At 52.8% G+C, this 16641-nt stretch carries 19 protein-coding genes; 9 read left to right on the forward strand and 10 right to left on the reverse strand.

Annotation, left to right across the window (positions count from 1 at the left end; genetic code table 11):
* Window positions 1–26 precede the first annotated feature (26 nt).
* The 4 genes from VZP09_RS19925 (at window position 27) to coaD (ending at window position 3634) form a co-directional block, all read left to right on the forward strand.
* Window positions 27–1016 (forward strand): glycosyltransferase, encoded by a 990-nt coding sequence (locus tag VZP09_RS19925; protein ID WP_002922498.1) that lies wholly within the window; start codon window positions 27–29, stop codon window positions 1014–1016.
* A gap of 91 nt (window positions 1017–1107) precedes the next feature.
* Window positions 1108–2382 (forward strand): lipid IV(A) 3-deoxy-D-manno-octulosonic acid transferase, encoded by a 1275-nt coding sequence (waaA, locus tag VZP09_RS19930; protein WP_004145263.1) that lies wholly within the window; start codon window positions 1108–1110, stop codon window positions 2380–2382.
* Window positions 2382–3158 carry a glycosyltransferase family 2 protein gene (locus tag VZP09_RS19935; protein WP_004145264.1) on the forward strand — a complete coding sequence of 259 codons (777 nt, stop codon included), beginning with the start codon at window positions 2382–2384 and terminating at the stop codon, window positions 3156–3158. The genes waaA and VZP09_RS19935 overlap by 1 nt, the downstream gene beginning before the upstream one ends.
* On the forward strand, window positions 3155–3634 hold the full coding sequence (gene coaD / locus VZP09_RS19940; RefSeq protein ID WP_002922501.1) for a pantetheine-phosphate adenylyltransferase: 480 nt from the start codon (window positions 3155–3157) through the stop codon (window positions 3632–3634). Before VZP09_RS19935 ends, coaD begins: the two co-directional genes overlap by 4 nt.
* Window positions 3635–3821: 187 nt before the next feature.
* On the opposite strand, the gene mutM is transcribed toward coaD, so the two are convergent.
* From mutM to radC, 4 genes are all read right to left on the reverse strand, one after another.
* Entirely contained in the window at window positions 3822–4631 is an 810-nt protein-coding gene (mutM, locus tag VZP09_RS19945; protein WP_004173907.1) for a bifunctional DNA-formamidopyrimidine glycosylase/DNA-(apurinic or apyrimidinic site) lyase, read from the reverse strand.
* 135 nt (window positions 4632–4766) lie between these two features.
* Window positions 4767–4934, reverse strand: coding sequence for a 50S ribosomal protein L33 (rpmG, locus tag VZP09_RS19950; protein WP_002922510.1), 168 nt, complete (start codon window positions 4932–4934; stop codon window positions 4767–4769).
* 20 nt (window positions 4935–4954) lie between these two features.
* Complete coding sequence (rpmB, locus tag VZP09_RS19955) at window positions 4955–5191, reverse strand: 50S ribosomal protein L28 (RefSeq protein ID WP_000091955.1); 237 nt, start codon at window positions 5189–5191, stop codon at window positions 4955–4957.
* Between the two features lie 216 nt (window positions 5192–5407).
* On the reverse strand, window positions 5408–6073 hold the full coding sequence (radC, locus tag VZP09_RS19960; protein WP_002922589.1) for a RadC family protein: 666 nt from the start codon (window positions 6071–6073) through the stop codon (window positions 5408–5410).
* A gap of 172 nt (window positions 6074–6245) precedes the next feature.
* On the opposite strand from radC, the gene coaBC reads away from it, so the two are divergent.
* From coaBC to VZP09_RS19980, 4 genes are all read left to right on the forward strand, one after another.
* The gene (gene coaBC / locus VZP09_RS19965; RefSeq protein WP_064153064.1) at window positions 6246–7460 is read left to right on the forward strand and encodes a bifunctional phosphopantothenoylcysteine decarboxylase/phosphopantothenate--cysteine ligase CoaBC; all 1215 of its coding nucleotides are present in this window, start codon (window positions 6246–6248) and stop codon (window positions 7458–7460) included.
* A complete protein-coding gene (dut, locus tag VZP09_RS19970; protein WP_032415811.1) occupies window positions 7438–7896 on the forward strand; it encodes a dUTP diphosphatase in 459 nt (152 codons plus the stop codon). Before coaBC ends, dut begins: the two co-directional genes overlap by 23 nt.
* A gap of 124 nt (window positions 7897–8020) precedes the next feature.
* Window positions 8021–8617, forward strand: coding sequence for a nucleoid occlusion factor SlmA (gene slmA, locus VZP09_RS19975; RefSeq protein ID WP_328795366.1), 597 nt, complete (start codon window positions 8021–8023; stop codon window positions 8615–8617).
* A 175-nt stretch (window positions 8618–8792) separates the two neighbouring features.
* Complete coding sequence (locus VZP09_RS19980) at window positions 8793–9809, forward strand: SMP-30/gluconolactonase/LRE family protein (RefSeq protein ID WP_004150200.1); 1017 nt, start codon at window positions 8793–8795, stop codon at window positions 9807–9809.
* A 35-nt stretch (window positions 9810–9844) separates the two neighbouring features.
* Here the strand turns inward: VZP09_RS19980 and pyrE are convergent, their stop codons facing one another.
* From pyrE to VZP09_RS20005, 5 genes are all read right to left on the reverse strand, one after another.
* A complete protein-coding gene (pyrE, locus tag VZP09_RS19985) occupies window positions 9845–10486 on the reverse strand; it encodes an orotate phosphoribosyltransferase (RefSeq protein ID WP_004173904.1) in 642 nt (213 codons plus the stop codon).
* A 110-nt stretch (window positions 10487–10596) separates the two neighbouring features.
* Window positions 10597–11313: a ribonuclease PH gene (gene rph / locus VZP09_RS19990; RefSeq protein ID WP_002922602.1), complete on the reverse strand. Its 717-nt coding sequence runs from the start codon at window positions 11311–11313 to the stop codon at window positions 10597–10599.
* 96 nt (window positions 11314–11409) lie between these two features.
* Window positions 11410–12549 (reverse strand): ABC transporter permease, encoded by a 1140-nt coding sequence (locus tag VZP09_RS19995; protein ID WP_032415812.1) that lies wholly within the window; start codon window positions 12547–12549, stop codon window positions 11410–11412.
* On the reverse strand, window positions 12536–13453 hold the full coding sequence (locus tag VZP09_RS20000; RefSeq protein WP_004181533.1) for an ABC transporter ATP-binding protein: 918 nt from the start codon (window positions 13451–13453) through the stop codon (window positions 12536–12538). The genes VZP09_RS19995 and VZP09_RS20000 overlap by 14 nt, the downstream gene beginning before the upstream one ends.
* Window positions 13446–14372: an HlyD family secretion protein gene (locus tag VZP09_RS20005; protein ID WP_328795367.1), complete on the reverse strand. Its 927-nt coding sequence runs from the start codon at window positions 14370–14372 to the stop codon at window positions 13446–13448. The genes VZP09_RS20000 and VZP09_RS20005 overlap by 8 nt, the downstream gene beginning before the upstream one ends.
* Between VZP09_RS20005 and VZP09_RS20010 the strand changes: the two genes are divergently transcribed.
* The gene (locus tag VZP09_RS20010) at window positions 14332–14463 is read left to right on the forward strand and encodes a hypothetical protein (RefSeq protein WP_050486007.1); all 132 of its coding nucleotides are present in this window, start codon (window positions 14332–14334) and stop codon (window positions 14461–14463) included. The two genes, VZP09_RS20005 and VZP09_RS20010, sit on opposite strands and share 41 nt — an antisense overlap.
* Window positions 14464–14500: 37 nt before the next feature.
* Here the strand turns inward: VZP09_RS20010 and VZP09_RS20015 are convergent, their stop codons facing one another.
* Window positions 14501–16201, reverse strand: coding sequence for a lysophospholipid acyltransferase family protein (locus VZP09_RS20015; RefSeq protein ID WP_032415813.1), 1701 nt, complete (start codon window positions 16199–16201; stop codon window positions 14501–14503).
* Window positions 16202–16641: the final 440 nt, after the last annotated feature.

The following is a 16641-nucleotide window of genomic DNA, read 5'->3' on the forward strand; positions in this document are numbered from 1 at the left end:
CGTTAGTTAACCAGGATCGAAGATTTATGAGTCAAACGCCTTTATTGAGCATCGTGGCTGCCGTCTACAACGGTGAGAAATTTCTAGCGCAATTCTTTGAGTGCATTGAACAGCAGCAGCTGGACAGCTATGAACTGATCCTGGTGAACGATGGTTCGACAGACAACAGCCTGGCGGTGATCGCCGAATGGCAGGAGCGGCTGCAGAACGTCCAGGTGCTGGAGCAGGAAAACCAGGGCGTCTCGGTCGCGCGCAATACCGGCCTCGCCGCCGCCAGCGGCAAATATCTCGCGTTTCCGGATATCGACGACAAACTCTATCCGGGCATGTATCGCACGCTGCTGGAGATGGCCGAGAAAGAACATCTCGATATCGCCACCTGCAACGGCACCTATGTGTACGAAAAGCGCCGCGAGAGCCACCCGATCTTCCCACTGGATCGCCTGCCCTCGACGGGTGTGCTGCCGGGCCATGTCTGGCTTAAGCAGGCCCTGGACTCGCGGAAGTTTCTGCACGTCACCTGGCTTAATATTTATCGTCACGACTTTATCCGCCAGCATCACTTCCATTTCGAGCCTGGCCTGCGCCATCAGGATATCCCATGGACCACAGAAGCCCTGCTGGCCGCGGAGCGCGTGCAGTACACCAGTCAGCAGTTCTATGATTACTACATTCACTCTGAGTCGGTGTCGCATAAGCCGGACAACGACGACACGCTGATGCGTTCGGCGCGCCACTATATGAAGATTCTGGAGATGCTGGAGGCGATTAACCAGCGCTACCCGGATAAAGTACGCCATATCGCCGCCTGTCGCTGGCAGATCGCCAAAGAAGGCCTGGGGATCATCCATACCTTCGATAGCATGAAAGATGAGTCCAAAAAGCATGTTATTATTAACGAGTTCTTCGACCGCGGTATCTGGCGGTTAATCTGGAAAAACGCCTGTACTTTCCGTTTACGCTGGCGCCTGGGACGCCGTTATCTGCGTATTAAGCGTTATCGCCACGCGGGATAGACCAAAAACCCGCTGTTTCCGCCAAAGAGATAGCTTTACGCGGGCTAAATGCTTAGAATTTGCCCGCCAAAACAGAGAACGGATAAATAGTTTGGAATTGCTTTATACCACCCTACTTTACCTTATTCAGCCGCTGGTGTGGCTGCGGCTGCTGCTGCGCAGTCGTAAGGCTCCTGCCTATCGCAAACGCTGGGCGGAACGCTATGGCTTCTGTCAGAACAAGGTAGAGCCGGATGGCATTCTGCTGCACTCCGTTTCCGTCGGCGAGACCTTAGCCGCCATTCCGCTGGTCCGCGCCCTGCGCCACCGCTACCCTTCTCTGCCGATCACTGTCACCACCATGACGCCGACCGGCTCCGAGCGCGCCATGTCGGCGTTTGGCAAAGATGTTCATCACGTCTATCTGCCCTACGATCTGCCCGGCGCCATGAACCGCTTCCTGAACACCGTTCAGCCGAAGCTGGTGATCGTTATGGAGACCGAGCTGTGGCCGAATATGGTGGCCGCGCTGCATAAGCGTAAGATCCCGCTGGTGATCGCCAACGCGCGCCTGTCCGAACGTTCCGCCAAAGGCTATGCCAAACTGGGCGGCTTTATGCGCCGCCTGTTGAGCCGCATTACGCTTATCGCCGCGCAGAATGAAGAAGATGGTAACCGCTTCCTCTCTCTGGGGCTGAAGCGCAACCAGCTGGCGGTCACCGGCAGCCTGAAATTCGATATCTCCGTAACGCCAGAGCTGGCGGCCCGGGCGGTGACGCTGCGTCGGCAATGGGCACCGCACCGCAAGGTCTGGATTGCCACCAGCACCCACGACGGTGAAGAACAAATCATCCTCCAGGCGCATAAAAAACTGCTGGAGACTTTCCCGAACCTGCTGCTGATCCTTGTTCCCCGCCATCCGGAGCGCTTCCCCGACGCCCGTGAGATGGTACAAAAGGCTGGGATGAGCTTTACTCTGCGCAGCACCGGCGAGATCCCCTCCTCCAGTACCCAGGTAGTCATTGGCGATACCATGGGCGAGCTGATGCTGCTCTACGGCATTGCCGACCTCGCCTTCGTCGGCGGCAGCCTGGTGGAGCGCGGCGGCCATAACCCGCTCGAGCCGGCGGCGCACGCCATTCCGGTGCTGATGGGCCCGCATACCTTCAACTTCAAAGATATCTGCGCCAAGCTGCAGCAGGACGATGGCCTGATCACCGTTACCGATGCCGATTCGCTGGTCAGGGAGGTGTCCACGCTCCTGACCGATGAAGATTACCGTCTGTGGTATGGCCGTCACGCAGTGGAAGTGCTGCACCAGAACCAGGGCGCGCTGTCGCGTCTGCTACAGTTACTGCAACCTTACCTGCCGCAGCGGAGTCATTAATGTCGAACCGGCTTTCCGTGGTGATGATCGCTAAAAACGCCGCCGACCTGCTGCCGGATTGTCTGGGCTCCGTTAGCTGGGCGGATGAAATTATCGTCCTCGACTCCGGCAGCACCGACAACACCGTTGAGCTGGCCCGCCGCCTCGGCGCCCAGGTCTATACCCATACCGACTGGCGAGGCTATGGCATTCAGCGCCAGCGCGCGCAGGATTACGCCACCGGTGACTGGGTGTTGATGATCGATACCGATGAGCGCGTCACGCCAGAACTCAGGCAGGCTATTCTTAAGGTACTGGACGCCCCCCAGCGCGGCGCCATCTACAGCATCGCCCGCCGTAACTATTTTCTCGGACGCTTTATGCGCCACAGCGGTTGGTATCCCGATCGCGTCCTGCGCCTGTACGAACGCGCCCGTTACCGCTATAACGATAATCTGGTCCATGAATCGCTGGATAGCCTGGGCGCCGAGGTTATTCCGCTGACCGGCGATCTCCTGCACCTGACCTGCCGCGACTTCGCTGGCTTCCAGCAAAAACAGCTGGCGTATGCCGCCGCGTGGGCGCTTGAGCGTCACCAGAAGGGCAAGAAGACCTCGATGGCAGGGATTTTCAGCCATACGCTGGGCGCGTTCCTCAAGACGCTGCTGTTGCGCGGTGGGGTGCTGGACGGTAAACAGGGATGGTTACTGGCGATGGTCAACGCGCAGTATACGTTTACGAAATATACCGAGCTGTGGGCGCTGAGCCACGGCTACTCGGAGAAAGAGTCATCATGAGCACAAAAGCGATCTATCCGGGTACCTTCGACCCCATCACCAACGGTCATATCGATATTGTCACCCGCGCGGCAAGTATGTTCGATAAAGTGGTGCTGGCTATCGCCGCCAGCCCGAGTAAAAAGCCGATGTTCAGCCTTGATGAGCGCATTGCGCTGGCAGAGCAGGCGACGGCCCACCTGGTGAACGTGGAGGTTATCGGCTTCAGTGATTTGATGGCCAATTTCGCGCGCGCGCAGCAGGCCAATATCCTGATCCGCGGCCTGCGGGCGGTGGCGGATTTCGAGTATGAGATGCAGCTGGCTCATATGAACCGCCACCTGATGCCCACCCTTGAGAGCGTGTTTCTGATGCCGTGCAAAGAGTGGTCGTTTATCTCTTCCTCACTGGTGAAGGAAGTGGCGCGCCACCAGGGCGACGTTTCTCACTTTCTGCCAGCTAATGTGCATCAGGCGCTGTTGAATAAGTTGAAGTAACGCATCTGCCGGGACATGAGCCATATTGGCTGGCGCAGCACTGCGCCGCTGGGTCATTCACACCGGCTCTGTCCCGGTCTTTGTGCCAGATGGCGCTACGCTGACCTGGACTACAAACGCCCCCGGCCCACCAGATGCGCACCCGCAGGCCCGCTGACCTGGCCGACAAACATTCCTGTTCCTGAGACTATTTCTGGCACTGACGGCAATAAAAGGTCGCCCGCTGGGCATGTTTGGTCCCGACGACCGGCGTGCCGCAGATCCGGCAGGGTTCGCCCTTGCGGCCATAGACCTGTAGCTCCTGGGCGAAGTAGCCCGGCTTGCCATCGCTTTGCAGGAAATCCTTTAACGTGGTGCCGCCCTGCTCTATCGAACGCAGCAGGACCAGCTTAATCACCTTCACCAGCTGCTCACACTCTTCCCGCGACAGCGAGGACGCCAGCCGGTCAGGATGGATCCCGGCGGAGAACAGCGATTCACTGGCGTAGATATTCCCCACGCCCACCACCAGCTTGTTATCCATCAGCCAGGGTTTGATCGCGGTTTTCTTCTTCGCGCATTTTTGCTGGAGATAGTCGGCGTTGAACGCGTCGCTGAGCGGCTCCGGGCCAAGATGGGCCAGTACCGGATGGCCTTCCAGCGTTCTGGTCCACAACCAGGCGCCAAAGCGGCGTGGATCGGTGTAGCGCAACACCTTGCCGTTACTCATGACCAGGTCAACGTGATCGTGTTTTTCAGCAGGCAGCTCTTCGCTCAGGATGCGCAGGCTCCCCGACATCCCAAGATGGACGATGATCCAGCCGTCCGGCAGCTCCAGAAGCAGGTATTTGGCGCGGCGACGCACGCTGAGAACCGGAACGTCGCTCAGGCGATAAATCTCTTCGGAAACCGGCCAGCGCAGCCGTCCGTTGCGCACGACGGCGTGCAGAATGGTTGCGCCAACCAGGTGCGGCTCGATGCCGCGGCGGCTGGTTTCAACCTCTGGTAATTCAGGCATGATTTTCCTCCGTTTACCCGACGTATTGTGCTTCACGGACAGGTGACTGAAAAGGGAGTATGTGAAAGCAATATGGGGGAGTTTTAAAAACAAAAAACCCCGCCGAAGCGGGGTTTTTATACAAGGAGGCTAAAATTATTTGATTTTAGCTTCTTTGTAGATAACGTGCTGACGTACAACCGGATCGTACTTTTTCAGTTCCATTTTTTCCGGTTTGGTACGTTTGTTCTTCGTGGTGGTGTAGAAGTGACCAGTACCAGCGGAAGAAACCAGCTTGATTTTCTCACGAATACCTTTAGCCATGATTTATTTCCTCTAAGTACTTAGTACTTTTCGCCACGGGCACGCAGTTCAGCCAGAACTGTATCGATGCCTTTCTTATCGATTACACGCATACCTTTAGCAGATACGCGCAGGGTGACAAAACGCTTCTCGCTCTCAACCCAGAAACGGTGAGAGTGCAGGTTCGGCAGGAAACGGCGTTTAGTCGCGTTCAGTGCGTGGGAACGGTTGTTACCGGTCACCGGACGCTTGCCAGTAACTTGGCAGACTCGGGACATGTCTATTCTCCAAAAATCAAATTAGCTCGAGCTTCGTATGGGGTATTGGCGCCTCGTCAGGCTTTACAGCCTGGTCATCGCAGTTCAATGTGAACTCTCGACTGCCAGGCCCAAATGCCAAACCCGAGATTCTCAAAGGTGGCGTAGTATACGCTGACTCGGCGATGTGCTCAAGTCCCGAACAGACAAAGATCCCGAAGGATCGCCAGTTCGGGGCTAAATCCAGCCACGTTCGGCAAAAGATACATACGCACCGCGGCCGATAACCAGATGATCAAGCACGCGTATCTCCATGAATCTACAACATTTTATCACCCTTTCGGTAATCAGTCTGTCGGCCTGACTTGGCTCCGGGCTACCGGAGGGATGATTATGCGCAAGGATCACGGCGGCGGCGTTCACTTTGATGGCTTCGCGTACAATTTCTCGCGGATGCACCTCAACGTGGCTAAGAGTACCAGAAAAAAGACGACTATGTTTCAACACCCGGTTCTGATTATCTAAAAAGATCACCATAAAGATCTCGCGCTCCTCTTCCGTCAGCTGGCTTTGTAAAAACTCGCGCGTCATCGAGGGGGTGACCAGCGCGGCCTCCTCGACCAGCTGCGAGCTAAAATAGCGTCGCGCCAGCTCGGCAATGCCCTTCAGTTGCGCATATTTCGCCAGCCCCAGTCCGTCCACAGCAATCAGTTGCGCTTTATCAGCGGAAAGCAGAGCGTAGAGTGAGCCAAAACGCTGCAGTAACGCCTGGGCATAGCTGAGCACATCCTGACGACGCGTGCCGACGCGCAGAAAAAGCGCCAGCAGCTCAACATCCGTTAGCGTTTCGATGCCGTATTGCAGCATCTTCTCCCGTGGCATCAGATTTTCCATTCCGTCCATGCGCCCTCCTGGATGAATCAGCCTATCTTGGCACAGCCTGACGGCGCTGCCGACCCGCCGATTTTCACCCTGCGTAGCCGCTCGCAAAGTGAATGCCCGGCAGAGGCACGACGGCGGCAGGATTGTGATAAGATGCGCGGATTCTGGTCTACGGCAACAGGAAGACATCATGATGACTCTGGCGGGTAAAAAAATCGTCCTGGGCGTCAGCGGCGGCATCGCGGCGTATAAAACCCCGGAACTGGTGCGCCGGCTGCGTGAACGCGGCGCGGAAGTGCGTGTCGCGATGACGGAGGCGGCAAAAGCGTTCATCACCCCACTCAGCCTGCAGGCGGTATCCGGCTATCCGGTTTCCGACAGCCTGCTCGATCCGGCGGCGGAAGCGGCAATGGGCCATATTGAGCTCGGTAAATGGGCCGACCTGGTGATCCTCGCCCCAGCGACCGCCGATTTAATCGCTCGCGTGGCGGCCGGCATGGCCAACGATCTGGTGTCGACGATCTGTCTTGCCACCCCATCCCCGGTTGCCGTGGTGCCCGCCATGAACCAGCAGATGTATCGCGCGCAGGCCACCCAGCATAATCTGCAGACGCTCGCTACCCGCGGGCTGCTGCTATGGGGACCAGACAGCGGTAGCCAGGCCTGCGGCGACGTCGGCCCGGGGAGAATGCTCGATCCGTTAACTATCGTAGACATGGCCGCGCAGCATTTCGCCCCCCCTGTCAAAGATTTGCAACATCTCAACCTCATGATTACCGCGGGCCCGACCCGTGAGCCATTGGATCCGGTGCGTTATATCACCAACCACAGCTCTGGCAAGATGGGCTTCGCGATTGCCGCCGCCGCAGCGCAGCGGGGCGCGAACGTGACCTTGATCAGCGGGCCGGTATCGCTACCGACCCCGCCGTTTGTGCAGCGCATTGATGTCACTACCGCGCTGGAGATGGAAGCGGCCGTCCAGGCTGGCGCCCAGCAGCAGCACATTTTTATTGGCTGCGCCGCGGTAGCGGATTACCGCGCCGCCGTCATCGCCGAAGATAAAATAAAAAAACAAGGTGATGAATTAACAATAAAAATGGTTAAAAACCCGGATATCGTGGCCGGGGTCGCGGCGCTAAAATCACATCGCCCCTACGTCGTTGGGTTTGCCGCCGAAACGAATAATGTGGAAGAATATGCGCGGCAAAAACGTGCCCGCAAGAACCTCGACCTGATTTGCGCCAACGATGTTTCCCAGCCTAATCAGGGCTTTAACAGCGACAGCAACGCACTACACCTTTTCTGGCAGGATGGGGAAAAGCGCTTACCACTTGAGCGCAAGGAACTCCTGGGCCAATTATTACTCGACGAGATCGTGACCCGTTATGATGAAAAAAATCGACGTTAAGATTCTGGACCCGCGTGTCGGCCAGCAATTTCCGCTGCCGACCTATGCCACCTCCGGCTCCGCCGGACTTGACCTGCGAGCCTGTCTCGACGACGCCGTAGAGCTGGCGCCGAGCGCAACCACGCTGTTGCCGACCGGCCTTGCGATTCATATCGCCGATCCCTCTCTGGCGGCGGTGATCCTGCCGCGCTCCGGCCTGGGTCATAAGCATGGCGTAGTCCTGGGCAACCTGGTGGGCCTTATCGACTCCGATTACCAGGGGCAGCTGATGGTGTCCGTCTGGAACCGCGGTCAGCAGAGCTTTATTATCGAGCCGGGCGAACGTATCGCACAGATGGTCTTTGTGCCGGTCGTTCAGGCGGAATTTAACCTGGTGGAATCCTTCGATGCCACCGACCGCGGCGAAGGCGGCTTCGGTCACTCAGGGCGTAAATAAGCCCAGCAACACGGAATCTGCATCCCAACGCGCATAACGCAATAACATTACCGCAAGCCCTGGTTTGCGGTCGCGTTGTGGATGTCTGCCTGACAAGTGCTTATTTTCAGGGGTATTTTAAAACATGGCAGAAAAGCAAACTGCGAAACGGAATCGTCGCGAAGAAATACTTCAATCTCTGGCGCTGATGCTGGAATCCAGAGATGGTAGTCAGCGTATTACCACCGCGAAACTGGCGGCTTCCGTCGGCGTCTCTGAAGCCGCGCTGTATCGCCATTTTCCCAGCAAAACCCGCATGTTTGACAGCCTGATCGAGTTCATTGAAGACAGTCTGATTACGCGCATCAATTTGATTTTGAAAGATGAAAAGGACACCACCGCGCGCCTGCGCCTGATCGTTCTGTTGATTCTTGGCTTTGGCGAGCGTAATCCTGGGCTGACGCGTATCCTCACCGGGCACGCGCTGATGTTCGAACAGGACCGGCTTCAGGGTCGCATCAACCAGCTTTTTGAGCGCATCGAAGCGCAGCTACGCCAGGTAATGCGCGAGAAAAAAATGCGCGAAGGCGAAGGCTACACCCTCGACGAAACCCTGCTGGCCAGCCAGCTGCTGGCTTTCTGCGAGGGCATGCTGTCGCGCTTTGTGCGCAGCGAGTTCAAATATCGTCCGACGGATGATTTCGACGCCCGCTGGCCGCTGGTCGCCGCACAGCTGCAGTAAATCCTCACATGCAGCCGCCAGGCTGCATGATTCTCCTCGCAATCTGCGTAAGTTTGTCGCAAATCCCAGGGCCATTGGTTGAATTGCCCAATGCGCGTTTCCGCTTTCCTTTCCTACTATCCAGCTTGCTGAACATTTCACCCTCCCCCAACACCACCCGACAAGGAGAGATTTGATGGCGACGTCACGGCGGGATTTACTGAAGATAGGCGGGTTGGCAACCGCATCGCTACTGGTCAGTCAAAAAAGCTTCGCAGCATGGGCCCCCTCTGAACGCTATCCGGACCCACGCATCGTGGCCGTCGATGATAGCTTTCGTCGCTATATGCTTGCCAGCGCAAAGGTCGAACGCATCGCCAGCGGCTTCCGCTGGGCGGAAGGCCCGGTCTGGTTCGGCGACATGCGAATGCTGCTGTGGAGCGACATTCCGAATAACGCCATCATGCGCTGGGATGAAGTCAGCGGAGAAACCAGCGTCTTTCGCTACCCGGCCAATTATAGCAATGGTCACGCCCGCGACAGACAGGGGCGCTTAATCAGTTGCGAGCACGACACCCGCCGCATTACGCGTACCGAATACGATGGGTCTGTTACCGTACTGGCCGATAGCTACCAGGGTCATCGCCTCAATTCTCCAAACGATATCGTTGTGAAGTCAGACGGCACCATCTGGTTTACCGATCCGCCATTTGGCATCAGTGGTTTTTACGAAGGCCACAAAGCAACATCAGAATTGCCGCAAAACGTCTATTGTCTGGAGCCGGAAAGCCGCAAACTGAGCGTGGTACTGGGCGACGTAAAAGGGCCAAATGGTTTGTGTTTCTCGCCGGACGAAAAGACCTTATACGTGGTGGAAAGCCGGGCGACACCGAACCGCTTAATTCTGGCGTGGGATGTGGAAGGCAATACGCTGAAAAATAAACGGGTATATCTCGACTGTGGGAACGGTACCGCCGATGGGATCGCCTGCGACGCAGACGGCAATCTGTGGTGCGGATGGGGAAGCGGAAACGAAGAACTCGACGGCGTGCGGATCTTCAATCCACAGGGTAAGCATATCGGCACCATTAAACTGCCAGAGCGCTGCGCGAACTTGTGCTTTGGCGGCGAACAGCGCAATCGTCTGTTTATGGCGTCCAGCACGTCAATCTATTCGCTGTACGTCAATGCGCAGGGCGCTAAGCTGATATAGCGGAAATCCGGCAGCCGAGGCTGCCGGGCGCATCATCAGACGCCGTAGGCTTCACGATAGGCGCGAACTGACGCCAGGTGTTCCGCCATCTCCGGCTTTTCTTCCAGGTAAGCGATCAGCTCTTTCAGAGTGATGATTGAGATAACCTGGCAGCCGTAATCCCGCTCCACTTCCTGAATGGCGGAGATCTCGCCGCGGCCGCGTTCCTGACGATCCAGGGAGATCAGAACGCCCGCCAGCTGCGCGCCCTGGGCCTGGATAATCTCCATGGATTCGCGAATCGCCGTACCGGCGGTGATCACATCATCCACCAGCATTACCCGGCCCTGCAGCGGGCTACCGACCAGATTGCCGCCTTCGCCATGGGTTTTTGCCTCTTTGCGGTTAAAGCAGTAAGGCAGATCGCGGTCATGATGCTCGGCTAACGCCACCGCGGTGGTGGTGGCGATTGGGATTCCTTTGTAGGCCGGGCCAAACAGCAGGTCAAACTCAATTCCGGAATCCACCAGCGCCTCGGCATAAAAACGGCCCAGCAGAGCCAGATCGCGCCCGGTGTTAAACAGGCCGGCGTTGAAGAAATAGGGGCTCTTGCGCCCGGATTTCAGCGTGAATTCGCCAAACTTAAGAACCTGCTTGCTAAGCGCAAACTCAATAAACTGGCGCTGATACGGCTTCATGGATTCGCTCCTTTGGTACTTTTCATCATTGTCAGACTGCGCGCTCCCCTTCGCAGGTGTGATGAAGGATAAAGCGCAAAAAAAAGGCGACTTCTCAGTCGCCTTAATCATTAATTTTCTAACGCCGCCTTCTGCGTCGTGATAATGGACTCGATCCCCCCTCGGGCTAACGCCAGGAGAGTGAGGAGTTCTTCATGGGTAAACGGCTCACCTTCCGCAGTGCCCTGCACCTCAATAATACGGCCATCTTCGGTCATCACCACGTTCATGTCGGTCTCCGCGGCGGAGTCTTCGATGTACTCCAGATCGCAGATGGCTTCGCCATTTACGATACCGACGGAGACCGCGGCCACCATCCCTTTCATCGGATTGGTTTTCAGCTTGCCGGCGGCGACCAGCTTATTCAGCGCATCGGCCAGCGCCACGCAGGCACCGGTAATGGAGGCAGTGCGGGTGCCGCCGTCGGCCTGCAGTACATCGCAGTCGAGAGTAATCGTGAATTCGCCCAGCGCTTTCAGGTCAACCGCTGCGCGCAGCGCACGGGCAATCAGGCGCTGAATTTCCATCGTCCGGCCGCCCTGCTTGCCTTTTGCCGCTTCACGCGCGTTACGCGTGTGCGTAGAACGCGGCAGCATGCCGTATTCAGCGGTGATCCAGCCCTGGCCCTGGCCTTTCAGGAAACGCGGAACGCCTTCGTCAATAGAGGCAGTGCACAGCACTTTGGTATCACCGAATTCGACCAGCACGGAGCCTTCAGCGTGTTTTGTGTAATTACGGGTCAGGGTGACGGGACGCACCTGATTAGCGCTACGGCCTGCTGGACGCATGATAGAAATCTCCGGCTTGAAACGAATGTGAGGGCGCATTATACGAATTTCATGGCAAAAAGCCTATGCCCACTCCAGCCGGACGCGCCGATAATGTCAGTCCAGCGTTTTACGATAAGATTTCAACCCCACACCAATGACAATCACCGCCAGGCCTATCAGCGGCAAGAGGTCAGGCAACAATGCCGTTGCTGAATAGCCTTTCAGCATAATGCCCTTAACCAGGCGGATGAAGTAGGTCAACGGTAAACAGGAGCCAATGGCTTTCGCCCAGTCTGGCATACTAATAAAGGGGCTGACAAATCCGGACAGCATAAGTGAAGGGATGAAATAAAATGACGACATTTGCAGCGCCTGCAGCTGGTTTTGTGCTAAGCCAGAAATACCGATACCAATTGACAGACAAAGAAAGACATAAATTAACAGCACAAAAAATAGTAGGAAGACGCTACCGTGAAGGGGGATATCGAACAACAAAACGGCGACAATCAGGATTAACGTCGCCTGAAACAGACCAATGATAACAAAAGGCGTTATTTTCCCAATAATGACCTCAAGCCCGGACAACGGAGAGACCAGTAAATTTTCTAACGCCCCGTTTTCTCGCTCGCGGGTAATAGACAGGGCGGTCATCAGGATTAACGTTGTACTGAGTATAGACCCCATAATACCGGGAATAGTATTAAACTGGGTTATCCCCTCAGGGTTAAACATGCGATGAATGATAAGCTCGAAATCATCCTCTTTTTGCACCACACGCATGTCGCCCGGCAAATCGTGCTGAAACATCGACTTCACCACCTGCACAAGGGCGCTGAGCGCATTCCCCGTGGTGATCGGATCGATGGCATCCCCCTGAATTAATAGTTGTGGCTTTTCTCCACGCAGTAACTTGCGCGTAAACCCCTCAGGGATCGTCACGATAAAAGTGACATCCCCCCGCACAAAGGCTTTCTGCGCCGCCTCTTCTGAATCGACAGGAATCATCGAAAAATACCCGGTATTTTGCGCTTCCGTCACAAAGATTTGACTCATGCGTTCGGTATCATAATTTAGTAAGGCGGTCGGAAGATTATGCGGATCCATATTGATGGCATAGCCAAGAATGATCAGCTGAAAAAGAGGTGTCAGGAGCACCATACTGATGCTGACTTTATCACGGCGTAGCTCGTGAATTTCCTTAATAACCACGCCAATCCACCGCGTAATGGAGAAGCTAAAATTAATTTTTTTCACAATTATTTTTCATCAAGTAGGTAAATGCATCTTCCAGATTGGTATCCACCTTACAGAACTCATAACCCTGTTGCGTAAAGGCAAAAAGCGCGGATTTTAACTTCGCTTCATCTCTGGATGTAATATAAAGCTGATTGCCAAAAATGACCGTTTGCTCAATATCCGGCAAGCGCTGTAGCTGGCTTTCAAGCAGCGTCAGACCGGCGCCGCTGGTTCGCATGGTGATCAAATTCTGGGAGGCGATAATCGACGCAATAGTGCCATTCGCCAGCAGCCGACCATAAGATAGATAGGCAACCTTATGGCAGCGCTCAGCCTCATCCATATAATGCGTGCTCACCAGTATCGAGATCCCCCGGTCAGAGAGCTGGTGCAGCATTTGCCAGAACTCTCGCCGCGCCTTGGGATCCACGCCAGCAGTCGGCTCATCCAGAAATAGCAAAACAGGTTCATGCAACATACAGGCGGCGAGGGCCATTCTTTGCTTCCAGCCCCCAGAAAGCTCCTTAGCCAGCTGGTGCTGTCGGGCAGTGAGGCCTAACTCAGAAAGCGCACGTTCAACCCGCTCTCTACGCCGATCGAGGCTATATAACCGCGCAATAAAAAGTAAGTTTTCCCGAATAGTTAAATTTCCCCACATTGAGAAATACTGGGTCATGTAGCCTATCTTTTTTTTTATTTTTTCCCGCTGCGTAAAGATATCCATACCCAGACAAGTACCTTCACCGGAATCCGGCGTAATCAAACCACACATCATTCGAATCGATGTCGTTTTTCCGCTACCGTTCGGACCGAGAAAACCATAGATCTCGCCTTTTGCTACCTGTAAAGAGAAATCCTTTACGACGTGATGCTCGCCAAAATGTTTATTGAGATTTTTTACATCAATACAAAGATTATTCATCGCCAATAATCTCCACATCAAACGGTTGGCCGATTTTCATCCNCCCTGCCTGCTGCAGCGCAGGGATAGCCTCCGCCATAAAAATGAGCTTCTCACGACGTTTCGTACTATAAATAACTGGAGGCGTAAACTCGGCCTCAGGGCTGATATAGTTAATAACGCCAGCAATGGGCTCAGCGCAACCATCGCATATAAGTTTTACCTTAGATCCGATTTTAAATTTACCGAGCTTCGCCTCGGGTATAAAGAAGCGTACTTTTATATTCTCAGGAGGTAACAGACTGATTATTGGTTTACCAGCAGAAGGGCGCTCCCCGGCACGATAAATAATATCGAAGACTTTAGCATTGACCGGAGAAACAATCGTCGTTTGCTGGACATCCCACAGCGCCTTATCCCGTTCGAGTTTTGCCGCGGCCACCATTGAGCGCTGCTTGCTAATCTCATCCTGCCGGGCAGGGAGTTGCCGTGCTTTGAGTTGATTAATTAACTCTTCAACCTGTGCGCCTTTTTGAGTTAATTCATCCCGGATATCCTCCCATTCCGCAAGCGATATGGCATGATTGGCGTAAAGATTACGATATCGCCCAAGCTGCCGCTTTACCTGGGATTCTGCCGATTGTGCTTTTTTAATCTGCGAACGTATAATATCCAGCTCTTCAGGCCGTTCTCCAGATTCCAGATTTCGTAATAGAGCGCTCTCTGCTGATAGTTTTTCCTCAGCGCGCAGGAAAATATTTTGCGCATCGAAGGACTCAATCTTCACTAACTCCTGTCCTGCGGCGACGTTATCTCCTTTATTGATCAAGATCCGTTCTATTTTTTCATTACCAGAATATGAAAGGTATACAAATTCTCCATGTGAATAACCGGATAACATGTTATCTGATTTGTTATCACATCCGGTGAGTATCAGCACCGATATCAATATAATAAATATATTTATTGGCTTTCGCATTAAAACGCATCCATACGTATATCATTTCCCTTATCATTACGGTCTGGATTAAGGCACGCTCGCTCCAGGACCGTACAGCCATCGTCAGTTTAATCTTTTAAATAATGCTTAACGTAGCTTTCATTCAATTTATCTATAGAGCTCAGATTTAACCCAGCTATCGAATTAAAAGAATCATCTTTTGTGAATGCAAGAATCGACGATCCGCCCGGGGAGAACCATTTAGCACTCTGTTTAAAAGGCCAGGGAAGTTCATAACCTTCTTCTCTCAGCAGGTGATTGAGCATGCTCCAGTCTGCTCTAAAATCTTCGCCACAAAATGGAGTATCATCCTGTACATTTTCGGCAGTGAACAATGCTATCGGCGAACAAAAATCAGCTGTCGAGGAAAAGTATATATTATAGAAACTGATGATGAGTTTCTGTACTTTTTCAGGAAAAGTTCCAGGAATGGTCAGCACACCCAGCAAGTATTTATAGTCCGGATATCTTTTTATAAAGTCAAATATCCCTTGCCATAAATAATCAAGCACCTTACTTTTTTGATAAGGTTTCTGAATAAAGCCGCGGCCAATTTCCACACACTTCTCTAAACAGGAATAGGCATTATCATGGTATTTAAACAAGCTGTTGCTATAGAGGCCTGTTACACCATGTTGGGCCAGCTGCTCGCCAACGGGCATAACACGATATGCTCCCAGGATTTCCACATCAGAAGGATCCCACAAAATGATATGATAATAACTTTCATCAAAAACATCGTTATCTCGGTCGTTACCAGTTCCGGCACCAATATCGCGATAACAGCGTTCGCGTAAGCGCCCTAACTCATCAATAATAGGTGAGGTTCGGTTAGTATTACAGCGATATATCACTAGTTTTCTACCGTCTTCAAACTGCCTTAATATTTCGCACTCCTCTATTGCGCTAATTAGCTCCTTTTTACCTGGTTCTAATTCTTGCGGCGCAATCGTATCTAACATAGCCGGGCCATTCTTCGCTATACTCTGGAGGTGCGTCAAACATACATTTGCCGCGGCAGAAAGATCTTTATTGTATTCTTTAAACGAGGATAAGGCTATTTGCTGTCCTATATTGATTTTCATGGTCTTGCCATGATGGCGGAGAGCTTCACGAATAACCATCATGTTCGACAGTTGCCGCCAGAATGTTGCAGTAAGATAATAAATCTTACTGTTTGCTCCCGTAATATGAATTGGTACCAATGCTGCATTATTTCTCATAGCAAGCTGTAAAAAACCGGGGTTCCACTTATGCTCCTGTAACCCGGAAAGAGACCAGTTAGCCAGCTTACCCGCAGGACATATAATCAATACGCCTCCTTTTCGCAGGTGATCGTTCATCTCGCGGAATTTTTTATGGCTCATCTTACCGGCCATATTCTCAATTCCAATGGTAAGTTCCGATACCTGGGGGAATATAATTGGCAAAACGTGATTAGCTATTATTTTTATATCACTCCTGACTCGGGAGACCGTATGTATTAAGCTAAGTCCATCGATAACCGTCGGATGATTTGAAATAACAACCGTAGCCCCATGCCCAGGTATGTTGTTAAGTTGGTGGTGTTCGCTTTCACATTTCAACTCAAGGAGTTCAACAACTGCATTAACCCACTCGACCCCATTTTTATTAACGAGTCGCTCGTTATATATTAAGCGAGAAAATACCTTATTGCCAAATGCCGTCCTGAACAGCCATTTTTTCCAAAAAGGTATGGTTGTATTTGGAAAAAATTCCCTTACGACTCTGTCAAAGATAGCGTCCATATTAAAATCCTTTTTATAGAACTCATCTTAAACGACTATACTAGCGTTCTTTCAGTCGGACAATACCGCATAAAACTTAAAAAGGCCAAAACAAAACAATTAGATATAATTAATACAACAGTATTCTCACCATAAATACAATCACCAAAGTTTTAATAAATTTATAGTAATCAATGCAAAAAAAACATACATAATGCTTAAAGGTAATACCCTATCTCATTTCTGGTGGTTATACTTCCTAAAACTCACAGAATAGCTTGTCTGGCGGTATATGCATTTGTACAAAGGCATCCGAATTCCATGCCCGCATCTAATATCAGAAAATATTAACTACGGATTCCCATAATATATAACCCCACCTACAGCCCCTGGCGAAAATAACTTTGCGGCGATATCCCTTAAAACAATCGTCCTTGAAGTATTTCATCACTATTCCTGTT

This window comes from Klebsiella sp. EMBS2024 (genome assembly GCF_036233805.1).
GTDB lineage: Bacteria > Pseudomonadota > Gammaproteobacteria > Enterobacterales > Enterobacteriaceae > Klebsiella > Klebsiella pneumoniae.

Excerpts from the sequence above, each read along its gene's own strand:
- coaD (WP_002922501.1), top strand. The coding sequence starts at position 3,155 with ATGAGCACAAAAGCGATCTATCCGGGTACCTTCGACCCCATCACCAAC.
- VZP09_RS19935 (WP_004145264.1), top strand. The coding sequence starts at position 2,382 with ATGTCGAACCGGCTTTCCGTGGTGATGATCGCTAAAAACGCCGCCGAC.
- slmA (WP_328795366.1), top strand. The coding sequence starts at position 8,021 with ATGGCAGAAAAGCAAACTGCGAAACGGAATCGTCGCGAAGAAATACTT.
- dut (WP_032415811.1), top strand. The coding sequence starts at position 7,438 with ATGATGAAAAAAATCGACGTTAAGATTCTGGACCCGCGTGTCGGCCAG.
- rpmB (WP_000091955.1), bottom strand. The coding sequence starts at position 5,191 with ATGTCCCGAGTCTGCCAAGTTACTGGCAAGCGTCCGGTGACCGGTAAC.
- VZP09_RS19925 (WP_002922498.1), top strand. The coding sequence starts at position 27 with ATGAGTCAAACGCCTTTATTGAGCATCGTGGCTGCCGTCTACAACGGT.
- radC (WP_002922589.1), bottom strand. The coding sequence starts at position 6,073 with ATGGACGGAATGGAAAATCTGATGCCACGGGAGAAGATGCTGCAATAC.
- VZP09_RS19980 (WP_004150200.1), top strand. The coding sequence starts at position 8,793 with ATGGCGACGTCACGGCGGGATTTACTGAAGATAGGCGGGTTGGCAACC.
- coaBC (WP_064153064.1), top strand. The coding sequence starts at position 6,246 with ATGACTCTGGCGGGTAAAAAAATCGTCCTGGGCGTCAGCGGCGGCATC.
- rpmG (WP_002922510.1), bottom strand. The coding sequence starts at position 4,934 with ATGGCTAAAGGTATTCGTGAGAAAATCAAGCTGGTTTCTTCCGCTGGT.
- pyrE (WP_004173904.1), bottom strand. The coding sequence starts at position 10,486 with ATGAAGCCGTATCAGCGCCAGTTTATTGAGTTTGCGCTTAGCAAGCAG.
- rph (WP_002922602.1), bottom strand. The coding sequence starts at position 11,313 with ATGCGTCCAGCAGGCCGTAGCGCTAATCAGGTGCGTCCCGTCACCCTG.
- VZP09_RS20010 (WP_050486007.1), top strand. The coding sequence starts at position 14,332 with ATGTTATCTGATTTGTTATCACATCCGGTGAGTATCAGCACCGATATC.
- VZP09_RS20015 (WP_032415813.1), bottom strand. The coding sequence starts at position 16,201 with ATGGACGCTATCTTTGACAGAGTCGTAAGGGAATTTTTTCCAAATACA.
- mutM (WP_004173907.1), bottom strand. The coding sequence starts at position 4,631 with ATGCCTGAATTACCAGAGGTTGAAACCAGCCGCCGCGGCATCGAGCCG.
- VZP09_RS20000 (WP_004181533.1), bottom strand. The coding sequence starts at position 13,453 with ATGAATAATCTTTGTATTGATGTAAAAAATCTCAATAAACATTTTGGC.